We start from the raw sequence: 19,523 nt of genomic DNA, 5'->3' as shown, positions 1-19,523 counted from the left end.
CGACGTCCCTGATTTGTCTTGACCTTGGAGTCTACACCAAGGTTTAAGGTGCGCGTGGGATGCACTCCACAGGATCCCGGAACCATCGACAAAGGTGACGCCATGTTTCGTATGCTTGTTCTTCTACTGCTGTCTGCTATTGCCATGCCCGCTATCGCCGACAATGGCTCGGCACCAGGCAGCCCATCGACTTCGGGCCAACCCAAGGTAGCTTTTGCGATCATCAGAACCGCGGAGCTATCCGTTACCGAGGCCTTGGTCTACTCCGGCGGGAGCTTCACGCGCAAGGTGAGCAGTAACTTCTCCGCGTTCCTGGTGAAACACGGCACTGACACGCTGCTGTTCGACGCAGGGCTGGGCTCGAAGGTGGCCGATCAATATCGGCAAGATATGCCTTGGTGGCAAAGCCTGTTTTTCAAGTACGAGAATCCGGTGGCCCCGGTGATCGACCAGCTATTGCGCGCCGGCATGGAACCCGTTCAAACGATTATCCTGAGCCACAGTCACTGGGATCATGCCAGCGGCATTAGCGACTTCCCGAATGCCACGGTGCTGGTGCATCCCGCGGAGCTGTCGGTGATCAGGCGCCCTTCCGCTGGCGTCGGCGGCAGCTGGCCCTCGCAAGTCAGCGCGCAATCGATCAAATGGAAAAGCTTGGCATTCGAACCGGTGTCATACAAAGGGTTCGCGAACAGCCGGGATCTCTATGGAGACGGCACGGTCGTGCTCGTTCCTCTTCTCGGTCATACCCCCGGTTCGATCGGCATGTTCATCTCTGTCGACTCCGGTGCACAGTACTTCCTGGTGGGCGATGCAGTCTGGAATGCGAAGGCATTGAAGCTTGGCAGCCCGAAGTTCTGGGCAGCACGTTGGTTGGTGGATGGCGACATTGAACAAACCCAGGATGCCGTGGATCAGATTCGCGCGCTGGCGGGCAGGCATCCGGATATTGTCGTGGTTCCGGCGCACGATGGGCCGGTACAGACGTCACTGGGATACTTCCCAGCCTGGGTGGAATGAGGTGACGTTCAGGCCGGCGCCTTCCCCATTCCGGGCAGACTCTCCTGACGCCTGCATCAGGCGCTGCTGACCGACTCGATGGCCAACGCCAGCTTGGCCACCGCAGGCCCGATCTCCTCCTCGCTGACCCCGCCGTAGCCCAGCACCAGGCCGTTGCGCGAGCGCCGGGGATTGGCATAGTAGGACGACAGCGGGCGCGCCACGATCCCGTGGGCAAGCGCGGCGCGCGATACCCGGTGATCGTCCGCGCGGCGCAGCAGGACGGTCAGATGCAGCCCGGTATCGGTGCCGACGATATCGATCTCGCCGTCAAGCCGGCGCTGCAATTCGTGCGTCAGGAGGGCCTGGCGCTCGCCATAGATCTTGCGCATGCGCCGGATATGGGCGGCTGCCCCTACGCGCCCGGCGCCACCGGCAACGTCGCCACCGAGGACATGGTGCATCTGTTCGACGGCATGGGCTATGACACCGGCATGGACCTGCCCGGCTTGCTCGACGCTGCCGCCACGCTGCGCCAGCTCCTCAAGCACGACCTGCCCGCGCAGGTTTCGCAGGCCGGCCCGCGCCTGACGCGGCACGCCCCGCCGGCGGATTTCGAGGACATTCGCCGGCGTGCGCTGGCGCGCTGAAGCCACGCCGGATATTGACGCCCCGGCCGGCCTGCTGCATGATCCGCAAATGCACTTCCCGGCTCTCAATACCACGACCACTATCACTACCACGACCGCTGATGGCGGGTCGTGTGGTCGGACCATGAGCCAGGAATAGGCCGCTCAAGTCTTCACCCCAAGGCCCCGCCAGCGATGGACGGGGCCTTTTGGTTTCTCCGCCCGCGCCGGCATCACAGGAGAAACACCATGCCAAGCAGTGCAAGCCCCGGGCGCTCCGCCCTCTTGATCATCGACATGCAGGTCGGCATGCTCAACGGCCCAGAGGCGCCCTATGAAGGGCAGCGCGTCCTCGCCACCGTCAACACGCTCATCGCTAGAGCCCGCGAAGCGGGCGCGCCCGTCTTTGCCGTGCGCCACACCGGCCCGCTGGGATCTCTGCTGGAGCCCGGCAGCGCGCTGTCGCAATTGCTTCCCGAGCTTGCGGTAGATGCGGTGGTGGACACGGTGTTCGATAAAGCCCGGCCCAACTGCTTTGCCGGAACCGGGCTGGCAGGCTGGCTGGCGGATGCCGGCATTGCCGAACTGGTCATTGTCGGCATGAAGACGGAGTACTGCGTCGACACGACTTGCCGTGCCGCCGCGGAGCTGGGCTTCAGGCCGGTGCTGGTCGCGGACGGACATACCAGCATGGACACGCCGGTGCTGCCGGCACAAGCCATCATTGCGCATCACAACCGGACGTTGAGCGGGCCGTTCGTGAAACTGGTGAGCGCGGCGGACTGCCGGTTCGCACAACAATCAACACAACAATAGACACAGCGATCAACGCCGCGTCGCTAGCCTCGCAATGCGTTCGTTCGGTGTTCGTGGATGGCGACAAGGTCGTCGAGCGCTGTCCGAGGCGGCCCGCAGCGTCTTGACCCGGCACCCGCATCACGCCCCGCCAACCGACTCGATGGCCACCGCCAGCCGGGCCACCGCCGGGGCGATCTCCTCCTCGCTGACCCCGCCGTAGCCCAGCACCAGGCCGTTCTGCGCGCGCCGGGGATCCGCGTAGTAGGACGACAGCGGGCGCGCCACGATCCCGTGAGCAAGCGCGGCGCGCGATACCCGGTGATCGTCCGCGCCGCGCAGCAGGACGGTCAGATGCAGCCCGGTATCGTTGCCGACGATATCGATCTCGCCGTCAAGCCGGCGCTGCAATTCGTGCGTCAGGAGGGCCTGGCGCTCGCCATAGATCTTGCGCATGCGCCGGATATGGGCGGCGTAGTGCCCGTCCGCGATAAACAGCGCCAGCGCGGTCTGGATCTGCAGTTGCCCGCCGCGATACAACTCGGAGTGCGCTACGGCGAAGGCATCCACCAGTGACGGCGGCAGGATCAGGAAGCCGAGCCGCAGGCCGGGGTACAGCACCTTGGAAAAGCTGCCCACGTAGATGGTGTTGCGATGGGGATCGAGGCCCTGCAGCGACGGCTGGGGCGCGCCGTGGTAGCGGAACTCGCTGTCGTAGTCGTCCTCGATGATCCAGGCGCCGTAGCGATGCGCCAGCTCCGTGAGCAAACGTCGGCGTGCCAGGCTCATTACCACGCCGCTGGGGTACTGGTGCGACGGGGTGACGAAGATGAGCTTGGGCGCGGTCTGCGGCGCAACGGGGGGCTGCATGCCCTGCGCGTCGACCGGCACCGCCTCGACCTTCAGGCCTGCGGCGCGAAACACGCTGCGCGCGCCCCAGTAGCCCGGGTCTTCCACCCACACCACATCGCCCGGATCGGCGAGCAAGCGGGCGCACAGATCGATGGCCTGGTGGCTGCCCTGCGTCACCACGATCTGCTCGGGCGAGCAGTCGACGCCGCGTGCGAGCGCCAGGTATTGCGCCAGCGCGCGCTTGAGCGGCGGACAGCCATGCCGCGTGCCATAGCCCAGTTGTTCCTGGCAGGCGGTTTTCCAGACCTGGGTGATCAGGCGCTGCCATGTCGCGCGCGGAAACTGCCTGACATCCGGAATGCCCAGCACGAACGAGCCCACCTGCCGGTCCGATGCGCCGGCGCCATCGAGCAGCTCGCGGGCTCTTGCGGACAGGCGCGATGCCTCGCGCGGCGGCGCGATCTCACTCGCCTGGCTCAAGTCGAACACGCGCTCGCGCAGCGCGGGATCGGGCGGTGCCTTGCCGACGTAGGTGCCACTGCCGCCCTGTGTCAGCGTATAGCCCTCTTCGGTGAGGCGCTCATACGCATACAGGACCGTGTTGCGGGCGATGCTCAGGCCTTTGGCAACCTCGCGGGTCGGCGGCAGGCGCGTACCGGCCGACAACTGGCCAGCAAGGATCGCACCGCGGATGTCGTCGAACAACTGCCGGTTCAAGGGGAGGCCCGATCGGTCGGGTTGCGCCCAGTGACTGCGCCCGAGAAGCCAGTCGATCAGTGGCGTCTCTTTCAAAGTCTTCGCTCCCTCTGCTCGTTGAGCCCCGACTCTTGGCTACTGACATCATGATGCGTTCGGCTCTTTGTAACATACGCTACAAAAAAACCTAATGGCTGAGCCGGGTGCTTCACTGACAAACAATACACGCCGCGTCCGTCGGGAGAAACCGAGGGTTTCTACGCGGTTTTTGCCGAGCGACCCAAATGATATTCTCCGATTTGTTTCACGTTATGTAATGTTCATTACGTCATACTGCCGCACCGCATAGTGACCGGGCAGTCCCTTTTCGGAGAGCGGCTTGGCCAGGTTATCAATCAGGGAAATGCTGGCAGACCAGGCCGCCGGCTTCACCACGTCAGAGCTGAAGGTAGTGGAAACGCTGCTCGCCAGCTACCCAAGTGCCGCGCTGACCTCCATCTCGAACCTCGCGGGGCAAGCCGGGGTCAGCGATCCGACGGTGTACCGGCTGGTCGTGAAGCTGGGATTCGACGGTTACCCGTCATTTCAGCGAGCACTCCTGGCGGAGGTTGACGAGGCAATGAATTCGCCGCTCTCCCGGCTCGGCGCGCTGGGCGACACAGCACTCGGAGAAGACTTCCAGAAGGGTTCGCTGGCAAGCCTGGCGATGTCGGTCGAGCGCGTGGCGCAGCACGCTTCGCCGGAGGACTTCAACACCGCCGTCGAGTTGCTTGGCAATGCGCGGTCCGCCGTGTTCTGCACCGGCGGACGATCGAGCTTGTTCCTGGCCTCGCGGCTCGCGTCGCACCTGACGCATATCCGGCCCAAGGTCCGTCTCGTCGAGCCTGCCCTGGAGCGGGCGAACGAGGTACTGGTCGACATCGGGCCTAACGATGCGCTGGTCGTTTTCGACTACCGCCGCTATCAGAAAAGCGTCATCGACTTTGCCGCCGCGGCGCATCGCCAGGGCGCCAGAATCATCCTGTTTACCGACGAGTGGAAGTCGCCGATTGCCGGCTTCGCCACAGCCACGCTAAGCAGCTTTGTGCAGACCGGCTCGCCGTTCGATACCAAGGTACCCGCGCTGGCGCAATGCGAGACCTTGATTGCCGCCCTCATTGCCCGCTTCCCGGAGGAGGCAAGGCGCCGGCTCGAAGCCATCGAGGCCGTACGCAGCTCTGCCACCCCCGAGGGGGCAAGCATCGATTTCTAGAATGCCTTTCCTTTCAGGAGAATAATGAAATGACCACTCAGCAGTTTTCATTGATACGCCGGGGCAGCCCGCTGGCGTTGGCGCTCGCCCTGCTAAGCGCATGCTCGACGCAGACCGGGGTGTCCTCGACACCGCCGGCCACAACCGCTCCCACGTCAACTGCCCTGCCCGCGGCACCGGAAGTCTCGTCCGGCTACCGGCCGGGCATGACGACCACTTACGCCGACAAGCACATGGCCGCGGCCGCCAATCCCCTGGCCACCGAAGCCGGCCGCAAGATCCTGCGCGCGGGCGGCACGGCCATCGATGCGGCCGTTGCCATGCAGGCTGTGCTGACGCTGGTCGAGCCGCAAGCCACCGGCATCGGCGGCGGCGCCTTCATCATGTACTGGGACGGCAAGCGCGTGCAGGCTTATGACGGCCGCGAGACCGCGCCCGCCGGCGCCGGCGAGAACCTCTTCATGCGCCCCGACGGCAAACCCATGAGCTTCAGCGAAGGGCAGATCGGCGGGCGCTCGGTGGGCACCCCCGGCGTGCTGCGCGCGCTGGAACTGGCGCACCGCCAGCATGGCAAGCTGCCCTGGGCCAAGCTGTTCGAGCCGGCCATCGCGCTGGCAGAGCAGGGGTTCCCGATCTCGCCGCGCCTTTATACGCAGATCGCCGCCGACAAGTTCCTCCCGGCCTCGCCCGAGATGGCAGCCTACTTCCTGACGCCGGACGGCAAGCCCAGGCCGGTCGGCACCATGCTGAAGAATCCGGCGCTGGCCAACACGCTGCGCGAGATCGCGCAGCGCGGGCCAAACGTGCTCTATACCGGCCCGATTGCCAGCGAGATCGTCAAGCAGGTCAACGGCAGCGCCAACCCGGGCTCGCTCTCGCTGGCTGACCTGAAGGACTACCGCGCCAAGGAGCGCGCGCCCATTTGCAGCGACTACAAGCGCTGGAAGATCTGCGGCATGCCGCCGCCTTCGTCAGGCGGCATCGCGATCGCGCAGATGCTCGGCGCCTTGCAGGCGCTGGAGGCCAGGAACCCGAAATACGCGCTCGCCGCGCTCAAGCCGAAACAGGTCGCAACGCCTGCCGGTGTCGAGCCGGGCATCGACGCCGTGCACGCCATTTCCGAGGCCGGGCGCCTGGCCTATGCGGACCGCGGCCTCTATGTGGCGGACTCGGATTTCGTGCCAGTCAATGTGGCGGGGCTGCTGAGCCGTGACTACCTGGCAAGCCGCGCTAGCCTGATCGGCGAGGAAAGCATGGACAAGGCGGAGGCCGGCGTGCCACCCGGAGTCACCGTCGCGCTGGCGCCGGACCGCTCGCCACCGCGCGTGTCCACCTCGCAGATCGTCGCGGTGGATGACACCGGCGGCGCGATTTCCATGACCACCACCGTCGAGAGCTATTTCGGCTCGCACCTGATGGTGCGCGGCTTCGTGCTGAACAACCAGCTCACCGACTTCTCCTTCGTGCCGAGCGAGAACGGCAAGCCCGTCGCCAACCGCGTGCAGCCCGGCAAGCGCCCGCGCTCGTCGATGGCGCCCACGCTGGTGTTCGAGCGCGACAGCGGCAAGCTGGTCGCAACCGTGGGTTCGCCCGGCGGCTCGCAGATCATCGAGTACGTGTCCAAGACGCTGGTGGGCCTGCTGGACTGGAACATGGACGTGCAGGCGGCCATCAACATGCCCAACTTCGGCAGCCGCAACGGGCCAACGGAACTGGAAGCCGGCCTGGTCAGCCCGGCCCTGGTGCAAGGCCTGAAAGACCGTGGGCATGAGGTCGCGCAGATCGAGATGACCAGCGGCACGCAGGCCATCATGCGCCGCCAGCGCCCCGATGGCACGTGGGCCTGGGCCGGCGGCGCCGACCCGCGCCGCGAGGGAGTGGCATTGGGAGATTGAGCGCGGTTGCGCAATGGCGCGGGTGCTAGTGCTATCGGCACGTTCGAAGCGCCGGGACTGCGTTGCCGTGCTCCCCTCCCCCGCCTGCGGGAGAGCGGTTGGGGGAGAGGGCGGGCGCCCATTACGCCTGCGTGCTGGAAAACACCACGGGCTTCGCTTCTAGTGGCTCCTAGCTAAGCCACCCCTCTCCCCGGCCCTCTCCCCCTGAGGGGCGAGGGAGAGACAGCCGTCGTCATGGCGCGCGGCTTTGGCCCGCTCCGCGGCTTCGGCTGGTGCTTCAGGTTTGTCAGCAGCCTTCTTCGTTGCGACCTGCGAGCCGTTACTCGTAGGAGAAGAAGCTGCCGAGCTTGTCCATGCGTTCGAGCGCCATGCCCGCGCCCCGCACCACGCAGGTCAGCGGGTCATCGGCCACCAGGACCGGCAAGCCGGTTTCCTCGGCCAGCAGGCGATCCAGGTCGCTCAGCAGCGCGCCGCCACCGGTGAGCATCATGCCGCGCTCGGCAATATCGGCGCCAAGTTCCGGCGGGGTCTGCTCCAGCGCGATCTTGACCGCCGACACGATCTGATTGAGTGGCTCGGTCAGCGCTTCCAGGATTTCGTTGGACGACACCGTGAACGCGCGCGGGATGCCTTCGGACAGGTTGCGGCCCTTGACTTCCATTTCGCGGACTTCGGAGCCCGGGAACGCCGAGCCGATGGTCTTCTTGATGGCCTCGGCGGTCTGCTCGCCAATCAACATGCCGTAGTTGCGCCGGATGTAGTTGACGATGGCCTCGTCGAACCTGTCCCCGCCCACGCGGATGGAACCCTTGTAGACCATGCCGCCCAGCGAGATCACGCCGACCTCGGTGGTGCCGCCGCCGACATCCACCACCATCGAGCCGGACGGCTCCGACACCGGCAGCCCCGCGCCGAGCGCGGCCGCCATGGGCTCCTCGATCAGGTAGACCTGGCTGGCGCCGGCGGCCAGCGCGGATTCGCGGATGGCGCGGCGCTCGACCTGGGTCGAGCCGCACGGCACGCAGATGATCATGCGGGGTGACGGCCGCAGCAGCTTGGTGTCGTGCACCATCTTGATGAACTGCTTGAGCATCTGCTCGGTGACCCGGAAGTCGGCGATCACGCCATCTTTCATCGGGCGGATGGCCTCGATGTTTCCAGGCACCTTGCCCAGCATCTGCTTGGCTTCCTTGCCCACCGCCTCGATGGTCTTCCTGGGATTGGGGCCGCCCTGCTGGCGAATCGCGACCACCGAGGGCTCATCGAGGACGATGCCCTTGTCGCGCATGTAGATCAGGGTGTTGGCGGTGCCGAGGTCGATCGCGAGATCGTTGGAGAAGTAGCTACGGAGAAATCCAAACATCAGGAAACTTTCATCTGGTGGTTCGCAAGCATGCGAACCGGCGGGCGCCAGTTCTGGCGACAAGCAGGCTATGAATTGCGGCGCATGCAGGAAGCCTTCATGCGCCGCGCGTCGAGCGGAGCGGCCTTCGGCGGTGGCCGGCGCTCCGTCACTTTGTATGGGCGGCAAAACCCGGTGGTGGCCACATCCGTGCGGCCTGGCGGCGAACCCGGCCACCAGGCAACCAGGCAACCGCTGAACAGGCCGTATCGTTGAAACCGCGCCGGGATCACAAAAAAATCCTGACGAGACGCAACCGGAACATCCTTGGCTCGGGGAGTGGCGTGCGCCGTACTTGCGCTACGCCAGCGCGTGAGCCAGATGCTAACCGGAGGCTAACCGGGAACGAATGATACCTTGCGCAAAGGTCTTCCTGCTCAAAAAACGGCGTCCGTCGGCCAGCGGCGCAAGCCGTGACATCAGGGACCGAACCGGGGGCCAGCCTCCTCGTCTCGCTCAGTGCGCCAGCAGCCGCACGTCCCGCAAGCAACCCAGCAATACCTCGAACGCCGGCCCTATCTGCTCCTCCGGTACGCACGCATACCCGAGCAACAGCCCCCTCTGCACCGCACCGCCCAGAAAATACCGCGACAGCGGCCGCACCAGGATGCCCCGGCGCCCGGCTTCGTCCGCAATGGCCACATCATCCGCGCTGTCCGGCAGGCAGAGTACCAAGTGCAAGCCGGCATTGCTGCCGTACCGGTGCAGCGCTTCGGGTCCCAGATAACGCTCGATCAATCCTGCCAGGATGGCGCGGCGGCGGCCGTACAGCAGCCGCATGCGGCGGATATGCGCGGCATAGTCGCCCGCCTGCATGAACTCGGCCACGGTGGCTTGCGTCATCAGGTGGCCGGCGCGGTACAGCTCGGAATGCGCGGTCTGGAAGGCGCCGGCCAGCGCGCGCGGCAAGACCATGTAGCCCATGCGCAGCCCGGGGAACAGCGTCTTGCTGAATGTGCCGATATAGATCACCGGCGCGTCCGGTTCCATGCCTTGCAGCGACGGGATTGGCTGGCCGGAGAAGCGGAACTCGCTGTCGTAGTCGTCCTCGACGATCCAGCTGCCCTGGCGCCGGGCGTATTCGAGCAGCGCGCGCCGCCGCGTCAGGCTCATGACGGCGCCGAGCGGATACTGGTGCGATGGCGTGACAAAGATAAAGCGCGGCGGCAGGCCCGCGTCCTTCCCCGCCGGTATCGTCAGCCCCTCCTCATCGACCGGGATCGGCATCATGTGGATGCCGTTCATCTGCAGCAAGCCGCGAATCCCCCAGTAGCTGGGTTCCTCCACCCAGGCGTGCTCGCCGGACATGCCAAGCATCCGGACCAGCAGGTCGATGCCCTGGTGAATGCCTTCGGTGATCAGCACCTGGGCGGCGTCGCATTGCACCGATCGCGCCACCCGCAAGTGCGCCGCCACGGCTTCACGCAAGGCGGGCAAGCCACCGCCATGGCAATAGCTGAGCCGCTCGGGCGGCGGATTGCACCACAGGCGGGCAGCGATCTGCGCATAGCGCCGGTGCGGGAAACGCGTCACATCCGGCACGCCCGGCATGAAGGCGCCCCACTGCGATGGCGACGCCGAGGCATTGGCCAGCAGTTCCACGCCGCGCGGCGACAAGCCTGGCATGGCCCGGTCCTGCGCGCTGCTGGCCTGACTGGCCTTGGCATTGAGATAGGCCTCCGGCGCGGTGGCCGCCACGAAGGTGCCGCTGCCGGTACGGGCGTGCACATAGCCCTCGGCCAGCAACTGCTCGTACGCAAACATCACGGTATTTCTCGACATGCCCAGCTCGGATGCAAGGTCACGCGATGGCGGCAGACGGGTCTGGGGCCCCAGGCTGCCATCGAGGATGGCGCCGCGGATGCACTCGTAAAGACTGCGGTTCAACGGTTTCGCAAGGGCTGCGGGACCGTCCGGACCCAGGCGCTGAAGCAGCAGGTCGCCACAGATCGATCTCAATTGGCACCATCAGATATGTGAATGCGGTACTGGATTGTAGTGCCAAAGGAAGTTGAAATGCACTGCATCGTTGCGATCGCGATCGATCGACAGCCAGCGACAACCCGCGAAAACCGAGTCCGGCCGGCAAGCGCCGCCCAGGCCATATCAAGCACCACGGAGAGCCCATGAAGAACCTCGAACTGAATCAGCGCCGCGCCCTTGCCACCCCCCGCGGTGTCGGCGTGATGTGCGACTTCTATGCAGACCGCGCGGAAAACGCCACGCTCTGGGATGTGGAAGGCCGCCAGTACACCGACTTTGCCTGCGGCATTGCCGTGCTCAATACCGGTCACTGCCATCCGCGCGTGATGCAGGCAGTAATCGCGCAGCTCGAGCGCTTCACGCATACCGCGTACCAGATCGTGCCCTACGAGAGCTACGTGGCGCTGGCCGAGCGCATCAACGCCCTGGTGCCGATCGATGGCCTGAAGAAGACCGCCCTGTTCACCACCGGCGCCGAGGCCGTGGAAAACGCGGTCAAGATCGCCCGCGCGCATACCGGGCGCCCTGGCGTCATTGCGTTCTCGGGCGGCTTTCATGGCCGCACCCTGCTTGGCATGGCACTGACCGGCAAGGTGGCGCCTTACAAGGTCGGGTTCGGGCCGTTCCCGTCCGACATCTATCACGCACCGTTCCCGTGCGAGCTGCATGGCGTGAGCACCGAGCAATCCATCCAGGCGCTGGAGTCGCTGTTCAAGACAGATATCGACCCGCAGCGCGTGGCGGCCATCATCATCGAGCCGGTCCAGGGCGAAGGCGGCTTCCACCCGGCGCCGGTGGACTTCATGCAAACGCTGCGCGCACTGTGCGACAAGCACGGCATCCTGCTGATCGCCGATGAGGTGCAGACCGGTTTCGGCCGCACCGGCAAGCTCTTTGCCATGTCGCACTACCCGGTGGCGCCCGACCTCATCACCATGGCCAAGAGCCTGGCGGGCGGCATGCCGCTGTCGGCCGTTTGCGGCCGCGCCAGCATCATGGACGCGCCGCTGCCCGGCGGCCTGGGTGGCACCTACGCCGGCAACCCGCTGGCGGTGGCCGCCGCCCACGCGGTGATCGAGACCATCGAGCAAGAGCGCCTTTGCGAGCGCGCCACCACGCTTGGCGAGCAACTGAAGGCCGCGTTGCAGGAAGCCAGCCAGACCTGCCCGGGCATCGCCGACATCCGCGGGCTTGGCTCCATGGTCGCGGTGGAGTTCCACGACCCGGCCAGCGGGCAGCCCAGCGCTGAACTGGCCAAGCGGGTGCAGCTGCGCGCCATGGAGGCCGGGCTGATCCTGCTGACCTGCGGCACGTACGGCAACACCATCCGCTTTCTCTACCCCCTGACCATCCCGCAAGCCCAGTTCGACGCCGCACTGGTGGTGCTGACGAAGGTGCTGGCCGGCATCGCCGCATAAAGGCAGACACCATGGGAGACACCTTGACATTGCAACGACCCGAGTTGCTGCGCAGCGCCTGCCTGATCGATGGCGAATGGACCGGCGCCGCCAGCGGCGCCGTATTGGTGGTGCACAACCCGGCCACCCACGACGTGGTCGGCACCGTCCCGGGCTGCGGCGCCGCCGAAACCCGGCAAGCCGTGGAGGCCGCCGCGCGCGCGCTGCCGGCCTGGCGCGACCTGACCGGCAAGGCCCGCGCCGCGGTACTGCGCCGCTGGGCCGACCTGATGCTGGCGCACCAGGAAGACCTGGCGCAACTGATGACCGCCGAGCAAGGCAAGCCGCTGGCCGAAGCACGTGGCGAAGTCGCCTACGCGGCCTCCTTCCTCGAATGGTTCGGCGAAGAAGCCAAGCGGGTGGACGGCGACGTACTGTCCAGCCCGCGCGCCGGCCAGAAGATGCTGGTGCTGCGCCAGCCGGTGGGTGTGTGCGCGGCGATCACGCCGTGGAACTTCCCCGCCGCCATGATCACGCGCAAGGCCGGCCCGGCGCTGGCCGCGGGCTGCACCATGATCGTGAAGCCCGCCGAACAAACCCCGCTGACCGCGCTGGCGCTGGCCGCGCTGGCCGAAGAAGCCGGCGTGCCCCGTGGCGTGCTGCAGGTCGTCACCGGCGACCCGGTCCAGATCGGCGGCGTTTTGTGCGAGAGCCCGGTGGTGCGCAAGCTGAGTTTCACCGGCTCCACCGCCATCGGCAAACTGCTGATGGCGCAATGCGCCGGCACGGTCAAGAAGCTCTCGCTCGAACTCGGCGGCAATGCGCCGCTGATCGTGTTCGAGGACGCCGATCTCGACCGCGCCGTGGACGGCATCCTGGCTTCGAAATTCCGCAACAGCGGCCAGACCTGCGTCTGCGCCAACCGCATCTATGTGCACGACGCCGTGTACGACGAGATGGCCAGCCGGCTGGTGCGCGCGGTGAGCGCCCTGCGTCCCGGGCACGGCATCGACAGCGGCGTCACGCAAGGGCCGCTGATCGACGCCGACGCCGTCGCCAAGGTGGAAAGCCATATCGCCGATGCGCTCGCCCAAGGCGCACGGGTGCTGGCCGGCGGCAAGCGCCATGCGCTTGGCGGCACCTTCTTCGAGCCCACGGTGGTGGCTGACGTCACCGCTGCCATGCGCGTCGCGCGCGAGGAAACGTTCGGCCCGTTGGCACCGTTGTTCCGCTTCAAGGACGACCAGGAAGTCATCGCCATGGCCAACGACACCGAGTCCGGTCTTGCCGCTTACTTCTTCTCCAAAGACATGGCCCGTGTGTGGCGCGTGGCCGAGGCGCTGGAGTACGGCATGGTCGGCATCAATACGGGGCTGATCTCCAATGAGGTGGCGCCGTTCGGCGGCGTCAAGCAATCCGGCCTCGGCCGCGAAGGCTCCAGCTACGGCATCGACGAGTACCTGGAGATGAAATACCTCTGCCTGGATCTCGGCTGATCTACGGGCGCGAGCAGCGCACAGGCCTGCGTGGACCGCCGGGAGGCGGTTCCATCAACTAATCCTGATTGGCTCTTATTTACGCACCGGATGTTCCTTATGCTAGCTAAACCCAATGAGCCGGACCTATTTACGCCATCAGGTCTTTCATTGCGTTAGCCATTCAACGAGGAGAAGGAAATGTCGAATACCGGTAGCGCCCTGCGCGAAGTCGATAGCCTGTTGGTGCCTGCCACCAATGCCACCCATGCCCCCGGCACGCCGGCCGCGGATGCGCCGGGCAAGGTGCAGGAACGCCTGAAGAAGGCAAAGAAGAAAATCGCCGATGTGCAATACGTCGTCGTGGAAAAGAGCCGCCACACGGCGCGCGTCGCGGACGACTATGTGCATGAAAGCCCGTGGACGGCCATCGGCGTGGCCGCTGCTGTCGGCGTGCTGATCGGCTGGCTGATCGACCGACGATAGATCCCCCGGCCAATCGCCAACGTATCCGCCCGGGCCGCCAACCACCGCGGCCCGGGACCCAGCCTTACAGCATCCCGCAGTCGCTCGATTCAGCGGCCTTGCCCATCAGCATCAATTGCGGGTCCCGCACATGGCTGATAAAGGACCACAGCTCATCGACCAGCGGCTTCGGGCTGGCCGCCGAGCGGTACAGGCGGATATCGAGGCTGGTTGCCCACGAGGCCGGCCCCGCCACCACCAGCTTGCCCTCTTTCAGCTCGTCGCTGACGCAGCTCTCCGGCAACCAGCCCACCCCGTGCCCGGCCACGACCATGGCCTTCAGGGCCTCCGACATATGGGTCTCGAAGCAGCGCTGCAGCCCGTAGGGCTCCGGCGCATTGAGCAGGATCATCTCGACCACGTTGCCAAGGAACGCGCCGGATGAATAGGCCATGAAGGGCAAGGGCTTGGCGCTCGTGCCCGGCAGCCGGAAGATCGGCTGCCCGTGCTTGTCCGGCGCCGAGAACGGCAGGATCCGCTCGACGCCCAGCATCAGGAACGGGAAGCCGTTCGGGTCAAGCAGGATCGGCAGTTGCTGATGATGGTAGCCCAGCAGGATGTCGCAATCGTCATCCACCAGTTGCTGCACGCCCTCCGGCACATTCACCGCATGCACGCAGGCGCTCAACGAGCCGAAACGCCCGTGCAGGTACTTGAGCCAGGACGGGAAGAAGGTAAAGACCAGGGTGTGCGCCACCGAGAAGCGGATGACCTTGTCGCTCTCGGCAAGGGGCTGGCGGCTGCTCAGCAGCGCGCGTGCGGCGTAAGCGTCACGCAACAGGTCGGCGGCCAGCCGGCGGAACAGCCAGCCTGCCGTGGTCAGCGTTGCCGGATGCACGCTGCGGTCAACCAGGCTGACGCCAAGCCACTCCTCAAGGGCCATGATGCGCCGGCTGAACGCCGACTGGGTGATATGCCGGTCGGCAGCCGCGCGCGAAAAACTGCGCGTTTCAGCCAAGCACAGGAAGTCTTCAAGCCACTTGGTTTCCATAATGGAATGTACTCAACATCAGGGGGGGACGCGCTGTCTATGGCACATCATACGGCAGCGCGGTGCTGCACAAATCGGTGGAAGCCCGATAGCACCATGCAAATTTTGCGCCACATTATTCCGAAATTGCAACATCCCTCCCCGGCCTCGCGCGGACAAGCGCAAGGCGCCGAGTACTCGACTGGTGCTCGCTCAGTGCTCGCTCAGTACTTCCAGAAGATCTTCTGCAGTTCCTTGGTGTCGTTGGTCTTGGTCAGTGCCAGCGCCATCAGGATGCGGGCCTTCTGCGGCAGCTGGTCGTCGGTCACCAGCCAGTCGTACTTGTCGTCTGGCTGCTCGGCGTTGCGGACCACCACGCCGCTGCCGGTGCGCGAGGCACGCACGATCTGCACGCCCTTGGCGCGGGCGGCCTTGAGCGGCTCGACCATGTAGTCGCCCACGCTGCCATTGCCGGTGGCGGCGTAGACGATCGCCTTGGCGCCGTTCTTCACCGCGGCATCGATGCTGGCCGGATTGACGTTGCCGTAGGCGTACACCACGGCCACTTCAGGCAGCTTGTCGATCTTGTCGATGTCCCATTCGGTTTGCAGGGTATGCGGGCGCGCCGGCAGGCGGTAGTACAGCGTGCGGCCCTCCACCACGTAGCCCAGCGGGCCAAACGGCGAGCGGAAGGTCTCGATCTTGAAGGTGTTGGACTTGGTGACGTCGCGCCCAGTGTGGATCTCGTCGTTCAGCACCGCCAGCGTGCCCTTGCCTCTGGACTCCGGGCTGGACGCCACCAGCACCGCGTCGTACAGGTTAAGCGCGCCGTCCGCGCCCAGCGCCGTGCCCGGACGCATCGATCCCACCACCACGACCGGCTTGTCGCTCTTGAGCGTGAGGTTGAGGAAGTAGGTGGTTTCCTCGATGGTGTCGGTGCCGTGGGTGATCACGATGCCGTCCACGTCCGGCTGCTTGAGCAGTTCCGAGACGCGCTTGCCAAGCTTGAGCAGGCGCTCGTTGTTGAAGCTCTCCGAGCCGATCTGGAAAACCTGCTCGCCCTTGACGTTGGCGATCTTGGAGATCTCCGGCACCGAGGCGATGATCTTGTCCACCGGCACCACGGCCGACTGGTAGGCGGCGGTATTGGTGGCGGCGGCGCCCGCGCCGGCAATGGTGCCACCGGTGCCGATGATCACGATATTGGCCTTGCGGGCTTCGCTGGCCTGTGTCGGCGCGCCGGCGGCAGGGGCGGAGGGAGCAAGCTGGGCATGGGCAACGCCGGTGGTCAGGCTGGCGGCAAGCAGCAAGGCGCTGAGGGTATTAAGACGTGCAAAACGCTTCATGGTGTTCTCCATGCGTTGGATATCAGGCGCTGGGTAAGTGCCCGCCAAATGGTGATGACAGGTGATGAGCGGGCGATGATACGGCAACCAAAAAGCGCCCGTATCCGTATAAGCCCTGATAGGGCGATGCAAAATTCGCGGCGAAGTATGCGGAAAAATCATCACCCCGCGAGGCCTGCGCCCGCCGCGCTCCAGCCGCCCCTGGCGCCTTGCCGATAGCGCCGGTGCCGCATGAGTATTTCGCGCCGCGCCATGAGAAATTCGCATCATGGTCGCTACCTGCCGGCGGATTACCTAGAGTCAACTCCTCCCTGATGACAATTTGCGAGGAGCAATGCAATGACCGCTGGCACCTTTAGAACCGAACATGACCTCCTGGGCGATCGCGAGGTCCCGGCCGATGTCTACTACGGTGTGCACACCCTGCGCGCGGTAGAGAACTTCCCGATCACCGGCACCCCCATCTCCATCTACCCTGAGCTCATCAGGGCCCTGGCGTACATCAAGCAGGCAGCCGCGCTGGCCAACCACGAACTGGGCCTGCTCGACGAGCCCCGCTGCGACGCCATCGTCGCCGCCTGCGCGGAACTGCTTGGCGGCAAGCTGCACGATCAGTTTGTCGTCGACGTGATCCAGGGCGGCGCCGGCACCTCGACCAACATGAACGCCAACGAGGTCATCGCCAACCGCGCGCTCGAACTGATGGGGCACAACAAGGGCGAGTACCAGTACCTGCACCCGAACGAGCAGGTCAACATTGGCCAGAGCACCAACGACGTCTACCCGTCCGCCCTCAAGATCGCCACCTGGTTCGGCATCCTGGGCCTGGTGGATGCCATGGGCGTGCTGCGGCGCGCCTTCGAGCGCAAGGCCGAAGAGTTCAGGCATGTCCTGAAGATGGGCCGCACCCAGTTGCAGGACGCCGTGCCCATGACGCTGGGCCAGGAGTTCAGCACCTACGCCGTGATGCTCGGCGAGGACGAGGAGCGGCTGCGCGAGGCCGCCCTGCTGATCTGCGAGATCAACATGGGCGCCACCGCCATCGGCACCGGCATCACCGCGCACCCGGACTACGCGCCGCTGATCCTCAAGCGGCTCAAGGAGATCACCGGCATTCCGCTGATGACCGCGCCGAACCTGATCGAGGCCACGCAGGATTGCGGCGCCTTTGTGCAGCTCTCCGGCGTGCTCAAGCGCGTGGCGGTCAAGCTCTCCAAGACCTGCAACGACCTGCGGCTGCTGTCCAGCGGCCCGCGCGCCGGGCTGGGCGAGATCAACCTGCCGGCCATGCAGGCAGGGTCCAGCATCATGCCCGGCAAGGTGAATCCCGTCATCCCGGAGGTGGTCAACCAGATCGCGTTCGAGGTCATCGGCAACGACATCACGGTCAGCTTCGCGGCCGAAGCCGGCCAGCTGCAACTCAATGCCTTCGAGCCGATCATCGCGCACAGCCTGTTCAAGAGCGTGAGCCATCTGCGCAACGGCTGCCTGACGCTGGCCGAGCGCTGCGTCAACGGCATCACCGCCAACGAAGAGCGCCTGCGGGCCACGGTCGAGAACTCCATCGGCATCGTGACGGCCCTGAACCCGTACATCGGCTATGCCAACGCCACCGCCGTGGCGCAGGAGGCTCATGCCACCGGCGGCAGCGTGTACGAGATCGTGCTGCAAAAGGGCTTGCTGACCCGGGAGGAACTGGACCAGATCCTGCGCCCGGAAGTGCTGACGCAGCCAACCCCGCTGAGCTTGGCGCCCCGCGCACGCTGATCCGGGGGGCAAGGCGCGTCCGGCGCCAGGCACGGCGCCACCGGCCCCGCCCTGCCCCGATACCGACGGTCAGACCAGGATCTGGCCGCAACCCCTGGAGACAACGCATCATGAAGGCAAACAAGCTCACAACCCGGATCATGATCGCCATGGTCCTGGGCATCGTCACCGGCTACCTCTGCAACCGCTTCGTGCCCGATGCGGCAATGGCCAAGGAGATCGCCGGCTACTTCTCCATTGTCACTGACGTCTTCCTGCGGCTGATCAAGATGATCATCGCGCCGCTGGTGTTCGGCACGCTGGTGGCGGGCATCGCGGGCATGAAAGACGCCAGCGCCGTGGGCCGCATCGGCATCAAGGCGCTCGGCTGGTTCATCACCGCGTCGCTGATATCGCTGCTGCTCGGCATGTTCTTCGTGGACCTGCTGCAGCCCGGGCATGCACTGAACCTGCCACTGCCCGAAATCGGCACGGCCACCAACCTCAAGACCTCCACGCTGAACCTGAAGGACTTCATCACGCACGTCTTCCCCAAGAGCGTGTTCGAGGCGATGGCGCAGAACGAGATCCTGCAGATCCTGGTGTTCTCGCTGTTCTTTGGCTTTGCCATTGCGTCGTTCAAGGGCAAGGTGGGCCATCACCTGGTGGCGTCGATCGAGGAACTGGTGGCGATCATGCTGCGCGTCACCGACTTTGTGATGCGCTTCGCGCCGCTCGGCGTGTTTGCCGCCGTAGCCGCCGCCATCACGGTGCAGGGCATTGGCGTGCTGTTTACCTACGGCAAGTTCATCGGCGGCTTCTACCTGGGCTTGCTGGTGCTGTGGCTGGTGCTGACCGCGGCGGGCTACCTGTTCCTGGGTGGGCGGGTGTTTACGCTGCTCAAGCTGATCCGCGAGCCGACGATCCTGGCGTTCTCCACCGCCAGCAGCGAGGCGGCCTACCCCAAGACCATGGAGCAGATGGAGAAGTTCGGGGTGCCCAACAAGGTGACCGGCTTCGTGCTGCCGCTGGGCTACTCGTTCAACCTCGACGGCTCGATGATGTACCAGGCATTTGCCGCGCTGTTCATCGCCCAGGCCTACAACATCGAGATGAGCCTGACCCAGCAGATCACCATGCTGCTGGTGCTGATGGTCACCAGCAAAGGCATCGCCGGCGTGCCCCGTGCCTCCATCGTGGTAGTGGCGGCAACCCTGCCGATGTTCAACCTGCCGGAAGCTGGCCTGCTGCTGATCCTGGGCATCGACCAGTTCCTCGACATGGGCCGCACCGCCACCAACGTCATCGGCAACAGCATCGCCACGGCCGTCGTTGCCAAATGGGAAGGCGAGCTTGGCGCCACGCAGGACCCCGATACCGTGGCTGCCCTGGAGTCCGAGGACATTGCGCAAGCGCCGTCGCAACAACCCCGGGCCGGCTAGGCGCGGGTATTCCCTGACGGCCTCGCATGAAAACTCATAACGATGACCCCGCCTGAATATGGATTCCCGACCGGGCAGCCGGCCGGCCAGGGCGGGTTTCCTTTCCAATCAATGACTTG

Annotated in this window: 16 protein-coding genes; 10 read left to right on the top strand and 6 right to left on the bottom strand. The window is 65.5% G+C overall.

Annotated features, from left to right (window positions below; genetic code table 11):
• Window positions 1-102 precede the first annotated feature (102 nt).
• Window positions 103-1,020 (top strand): MBL fold metallo-hydrolase, encoded by a 918-nt coding sequence (locus AC1Q7Q_RS10535; RefSeq protein ID WP_492375170.1) that lies wholly within the window; start codon window positions 103-105, stop codon window positions 1,018-1,020.
• A 56-nt stretch (window positions 1,021-1,076) separates the two neighbouring features.
• On the opposite strand, the gene AC1Q7Q_RS10530 is transcribed toward AC1Q7Q_RS10535, so the two are convergent.
• Window positions 1,077-1,391, bottom strand: coding sequence for a hypothetical protein (locus AC1Q7Q_RS10530; protein WP_492375171.1), 315 nt, complete (start codon window positions 1,389-1,391; stop codon window positions 1,077-1,079).
• 9 nt (window positions 1,392-1,400) lie between these two features.
• Here AC1Q7Q_RS10530 and AC1Q7Q_RS10525 point away from each other — a divergent pair, with 9 nt between their 5' ends.
• Window positions 1,401-1,649, top strand: a complete 249-nt coding sequence (locus tag AC1Q7Q_RS10525; protein ID WP_492375172.1) for a hypothetical protein — start codon at window positions 1,401-1,403, stop codon at window positions 1,647-1,649.
• 228 nt (window positions 1,650-1,877) lie between these two features.
• Window positions 1,878-2,444, top strand: coding sequence for a cysteine hydrolase family protein (locus AC1Q7Q_RS10520; protein WP_492375173.1), 567 nt, complete (start codon window positions 1,878-1,880; stop codon window positions 2,442-2,444).
• Between the two features lie 120 nt (window positions 2,445-2,564).
• Here AC1Q7Q_RS10520 and pdxR (AC1Q7Q_RS10515) read toward each other — a convergent pair whose 3' ends face one another.
• A complete protein-coding gene (gene pdxR / locus AC1Q7Q_RS10515) occupies window positions 2,565-4,067 on the bottom strand; it encodes a MocR-like pyridoxine biosynthesis transcription factor PdxR (RefSeq protein ID WP_492375174.1) in 1,503 nt (500 codons plus the stop codon).
• Between the two features lie 283 nt (window positions 4,068-4,350).
• On the opposite strand from pdxR (AC1Q7Q_RS10515), the gene AC1Q7Q_RS10510 reads away from it, so the two are divergent.
• Window positions 4,351-5,223, top strand: a complete 873-nt coding sequence (locus tag AC1Q7Q_RS10510; RefSeq protein WP_492375175.1) for a MurR/RpiR family transcriptional regulator — start codon at window positions 4,351-4,353, stop codon at window positions 5,221-5,223.
• A 29-nt stretch (window positions 5,224-5,252) separates the two neighbouring features.
• Window positions 5,253-7,118 (top strand): gamma-glutamyltransferase, encoded by a 1,866-nt coding sequence (gene ggt / locus AC1Q7Q_RS10505; protein WP_492375176.1) that lies wholly within the window; start codon window positions 5,253-5,255, stop codon window positions 7,116-7,118.
• A 319-nt stretch (window positions 7,119-7,437) separates the two neighbouring features.
• Here the strand turns inward: ggt and AC1Q7Q_RS10500 are convergent, their stop codons facing one another.
• Window positions 7,438-8,481 (bottom strand): rod shape-determining protein, encoded by a 1,044-nt coding sequence (locus AC1Q7Q_RS10500; RefSeq protein ID WP_492374543.1) that lies wholly within the window; start codon window positions 8,479-8,481, stop codon window positions 7,438-7,440.
• Between the two features lie 495 nt (window positions 8,482-8,976).
• Entirely contained in the window at window positions 8,977-10,479 is a 1,503-nt protein-coding gene (gene pdxR, locus AC1Q7Q_RS10495; RefSeq protein ID WP_492374542.1) for a MocR-like pyridoxine biosynthesis transcription factor PdxR, read from the bottom strand.
• Window positions 10,480-10,646: 167 nt separating this feature from the next.
• Here pdxR (AC1Q7Q_RS10495) and AC1Q7Q_RS10490 point away from each other — a divergent pair, with 167 nt between their 5' ends.
• The 3 genes from AC1Q7Q_RS10490 (at window position 10,647) to AC1Q7Q_RS10480 (ending at window position 13,861) form a co-directional block, all read left to right on the top strand.
• Window positions 10,647-11,921 carry a 4-aminobutyrate--2-oxoglutarate transaminase gene (locus AC1Q7Q_RS10490; protein ID WP_492374541.1) on the top strand — a complete coding sequence of 425 codons (1,275 nt, stop codon included), beginning with the start codon at window positions 10,647-10,649 and terminating at the stop codon, window positions 11,919-11,921.
• A gap of 11 nt (window positions 11,922-11,932) precedes the next feature.
• The gene (locus AC1Q7Q_RS10485) at window positions 11,933-13,396 is read left to right on the top strand and encodes an NAD-dependent succinate-semialdehyde dehydrogenase (RefSeq protein WP_492374540.1); all 1,464 of its coding nucleotides are present in this window, start codon (window positions 11,933-11,935) and stop codon (window positions 13,394-13,396) included.
• Between the two features lie 180 nt (window positions 13,397-13,576).
• Window positions 13,577-13,861, top strand: a complete 285-nt coding sequence (locus AC1Q7Q_RS10480; RefSeq protein WP_492374539.1) for an ElaB/YgaM/YqjD family protein — start codon at window positions 13,577-13,579, stop codon at window positions 13,859-13,861.
• 64 nt (window positions 13,862-13,925) lie between these two features.
• Here AC1Q7Q_RS10480 and AC1Q7Q_RS10475 read toward each other — a convergent pair whose 3' ends face one another.
• Together AC1Q7Q_RS10475 and AC1Q7Q_RS10470 are read right to left on the bottom strand one after the other, a co-directional pair.
• Window positions 13,926-14,891: a LysR substrate-binding domain-containing protein gene (locus AC1Q7Q_RS10475; RefSeq protein WP_492374538.1), complete on the bottom strand. Its 966-nt coding sequence runs from the start codon at window positions 14,889-14,891 to the stop codon at window positions 13,926-13,928.
• A gap of 203 nt (window positions 14,892-15,094) precedes the next feature.
• Window positions 15,095-16,216 (bottom strand): asparaginase, encoded by a 1,122-nt coding sequence (locus tag AC1Q7Q_RS10470; RefSeq protein ID WP_492374537.1) that lies wholly within the window; start codon window positions 16,214-16,216, stop codon window positions 15,095-15,097.
• Window positions 16,217-16,555: 339 nt separating this feature from the next.
• Between AC1Q7Q_RS10470 and aspA the strand changes: the two genes are divergently transcribed.
• Window positions 16,556-17,983 carry an aspartate ammonia-lyase gene (gene aspA / locus AC1Q7Q_RS10465; RefSeq protein WP_492374536.1) on the top strand — a complete coding sequence of 476 codons (1,428 nt, stop codon included), beginning with the start codon at window positions 16,556-16,558 and terminating at the stop codon, window positions 17,981-17,983.
• A gap of 110 nt (window positions 17,984-18,093) precedes the next feature.
• A complete protein-coding gene (locus AC1Q7Q_RS10460; RefSeq protein WP_492374535.1) occupies window positions 18,094-19,404 on the top strand; it encodes a dicarboxylate/amino acid:cation symporter in 1,311 nt (436 codons plus the stop codon).
• Window positions 19,405-19,523 lie beyond the last annotated feature (119 nt).

The sequence above is a fragment of the Cupriavidus sp. GW823-FHT07A04 genome (assembly GCF_058794615.1).
This window is presented reverse-complemented; position numbering and strand designations above follow the sequence as displayed.

Bases quoted from the DNA above. Each gene is read 5' to 3' on its own strand.
- AC1Q7Q_RS10500 (WP_492374543.1), bottom strand. From the start codon at position 8,481: ATGTTTGGATTTCTCCGTAGCTACTTCTCCAACGATCTCGCGATCGAC.
- ggt (WP_492375176.1), top strand. From the start codon at position 5,253: ATGACCACTCAGCAGTTTTCATTGATACGCCGGGGCAGCCCGCTGGCG.
- AC1Q7Q_RS10520 (WP_492375173.1), top strand. From the start codon at position 1,878: ATGCCAAGCAGTGCAAGCCCCGGGCGCTCCGCCCTCTTGATCATCGAC.
- AC1Q7Q_RS10485 (WP_492374540.1), top strand. From the start codon at position 11,933: ATGGGAGACACCTTGACATTGCAACGACCCGAGTTGCTGCGCAGCGCC.
- AC1Q7Q_RS10525 (WP_492375172.1), top strand. From the start codon at position 1,401: ATGGGCGGCTGCCCCTACGCGCCCGGCGCCACCGGCAACGTCGCCACC.
- AC1Q7Q_RS10480 (WP_492374539.1), top strand. From the start codon at position 13,577: ATGTCGAATACCGGTAGCGCCCTGCGCGAAGTCGATAGCCTGTTGGTG.
- AC1Q7Q_RS10530 (WP_492375171.1), bottom strand. From the start codon at position 1,391: ATGCGCAAGATCTATGGCGAGCGCCAGGCCCTCCTGACGCACGAATTG.
- AC1Q7Q_RS10535 (WP_492375170.1), top strand. From the start codon at position 103: ATGTTTCGTATGCTTGTTCTTCTACTGCTGTCTGCTATTGCCATGCCC.
- AC1Q7Q_RS10490 (WP_492374541.1), top strand. From the start codon at position 10,647: ATGAAGAACCTCGAACTGAATCAGCGCCGCGCCCTTGCCACCCCCCGC.
- AC1Q7Q_RS10475 (WP_492374538.1), bottom strand. From the start codon at position 14,891: ATGGAAACCAAGTGGCTTGAAGACTTCCTGTGCTTGGCTGAAACGCGC.
- AC1Q7Q_RS10470 (WP_492374537.1), bottom strand. From the start codon at position 16,216: ATGAAGCGTTTTGCACGTCTTAATACCCTCAGCGCCTTGCTGCTTGCC.
- aspA (WP_492374536.1), top strand. From the start codon at position 16,556: ATGACCGCTGGCACCTTTAGAACCGAACATGACCTCCTGGGCGATCGC.
- AC1Q7Q_RS10460 (WP_492374535.1), top strand. From the start codon at position 18,094: ATGAAGGCAAACAAGCTCACAACCCGGATCATGATCGCCATGGTCCTG.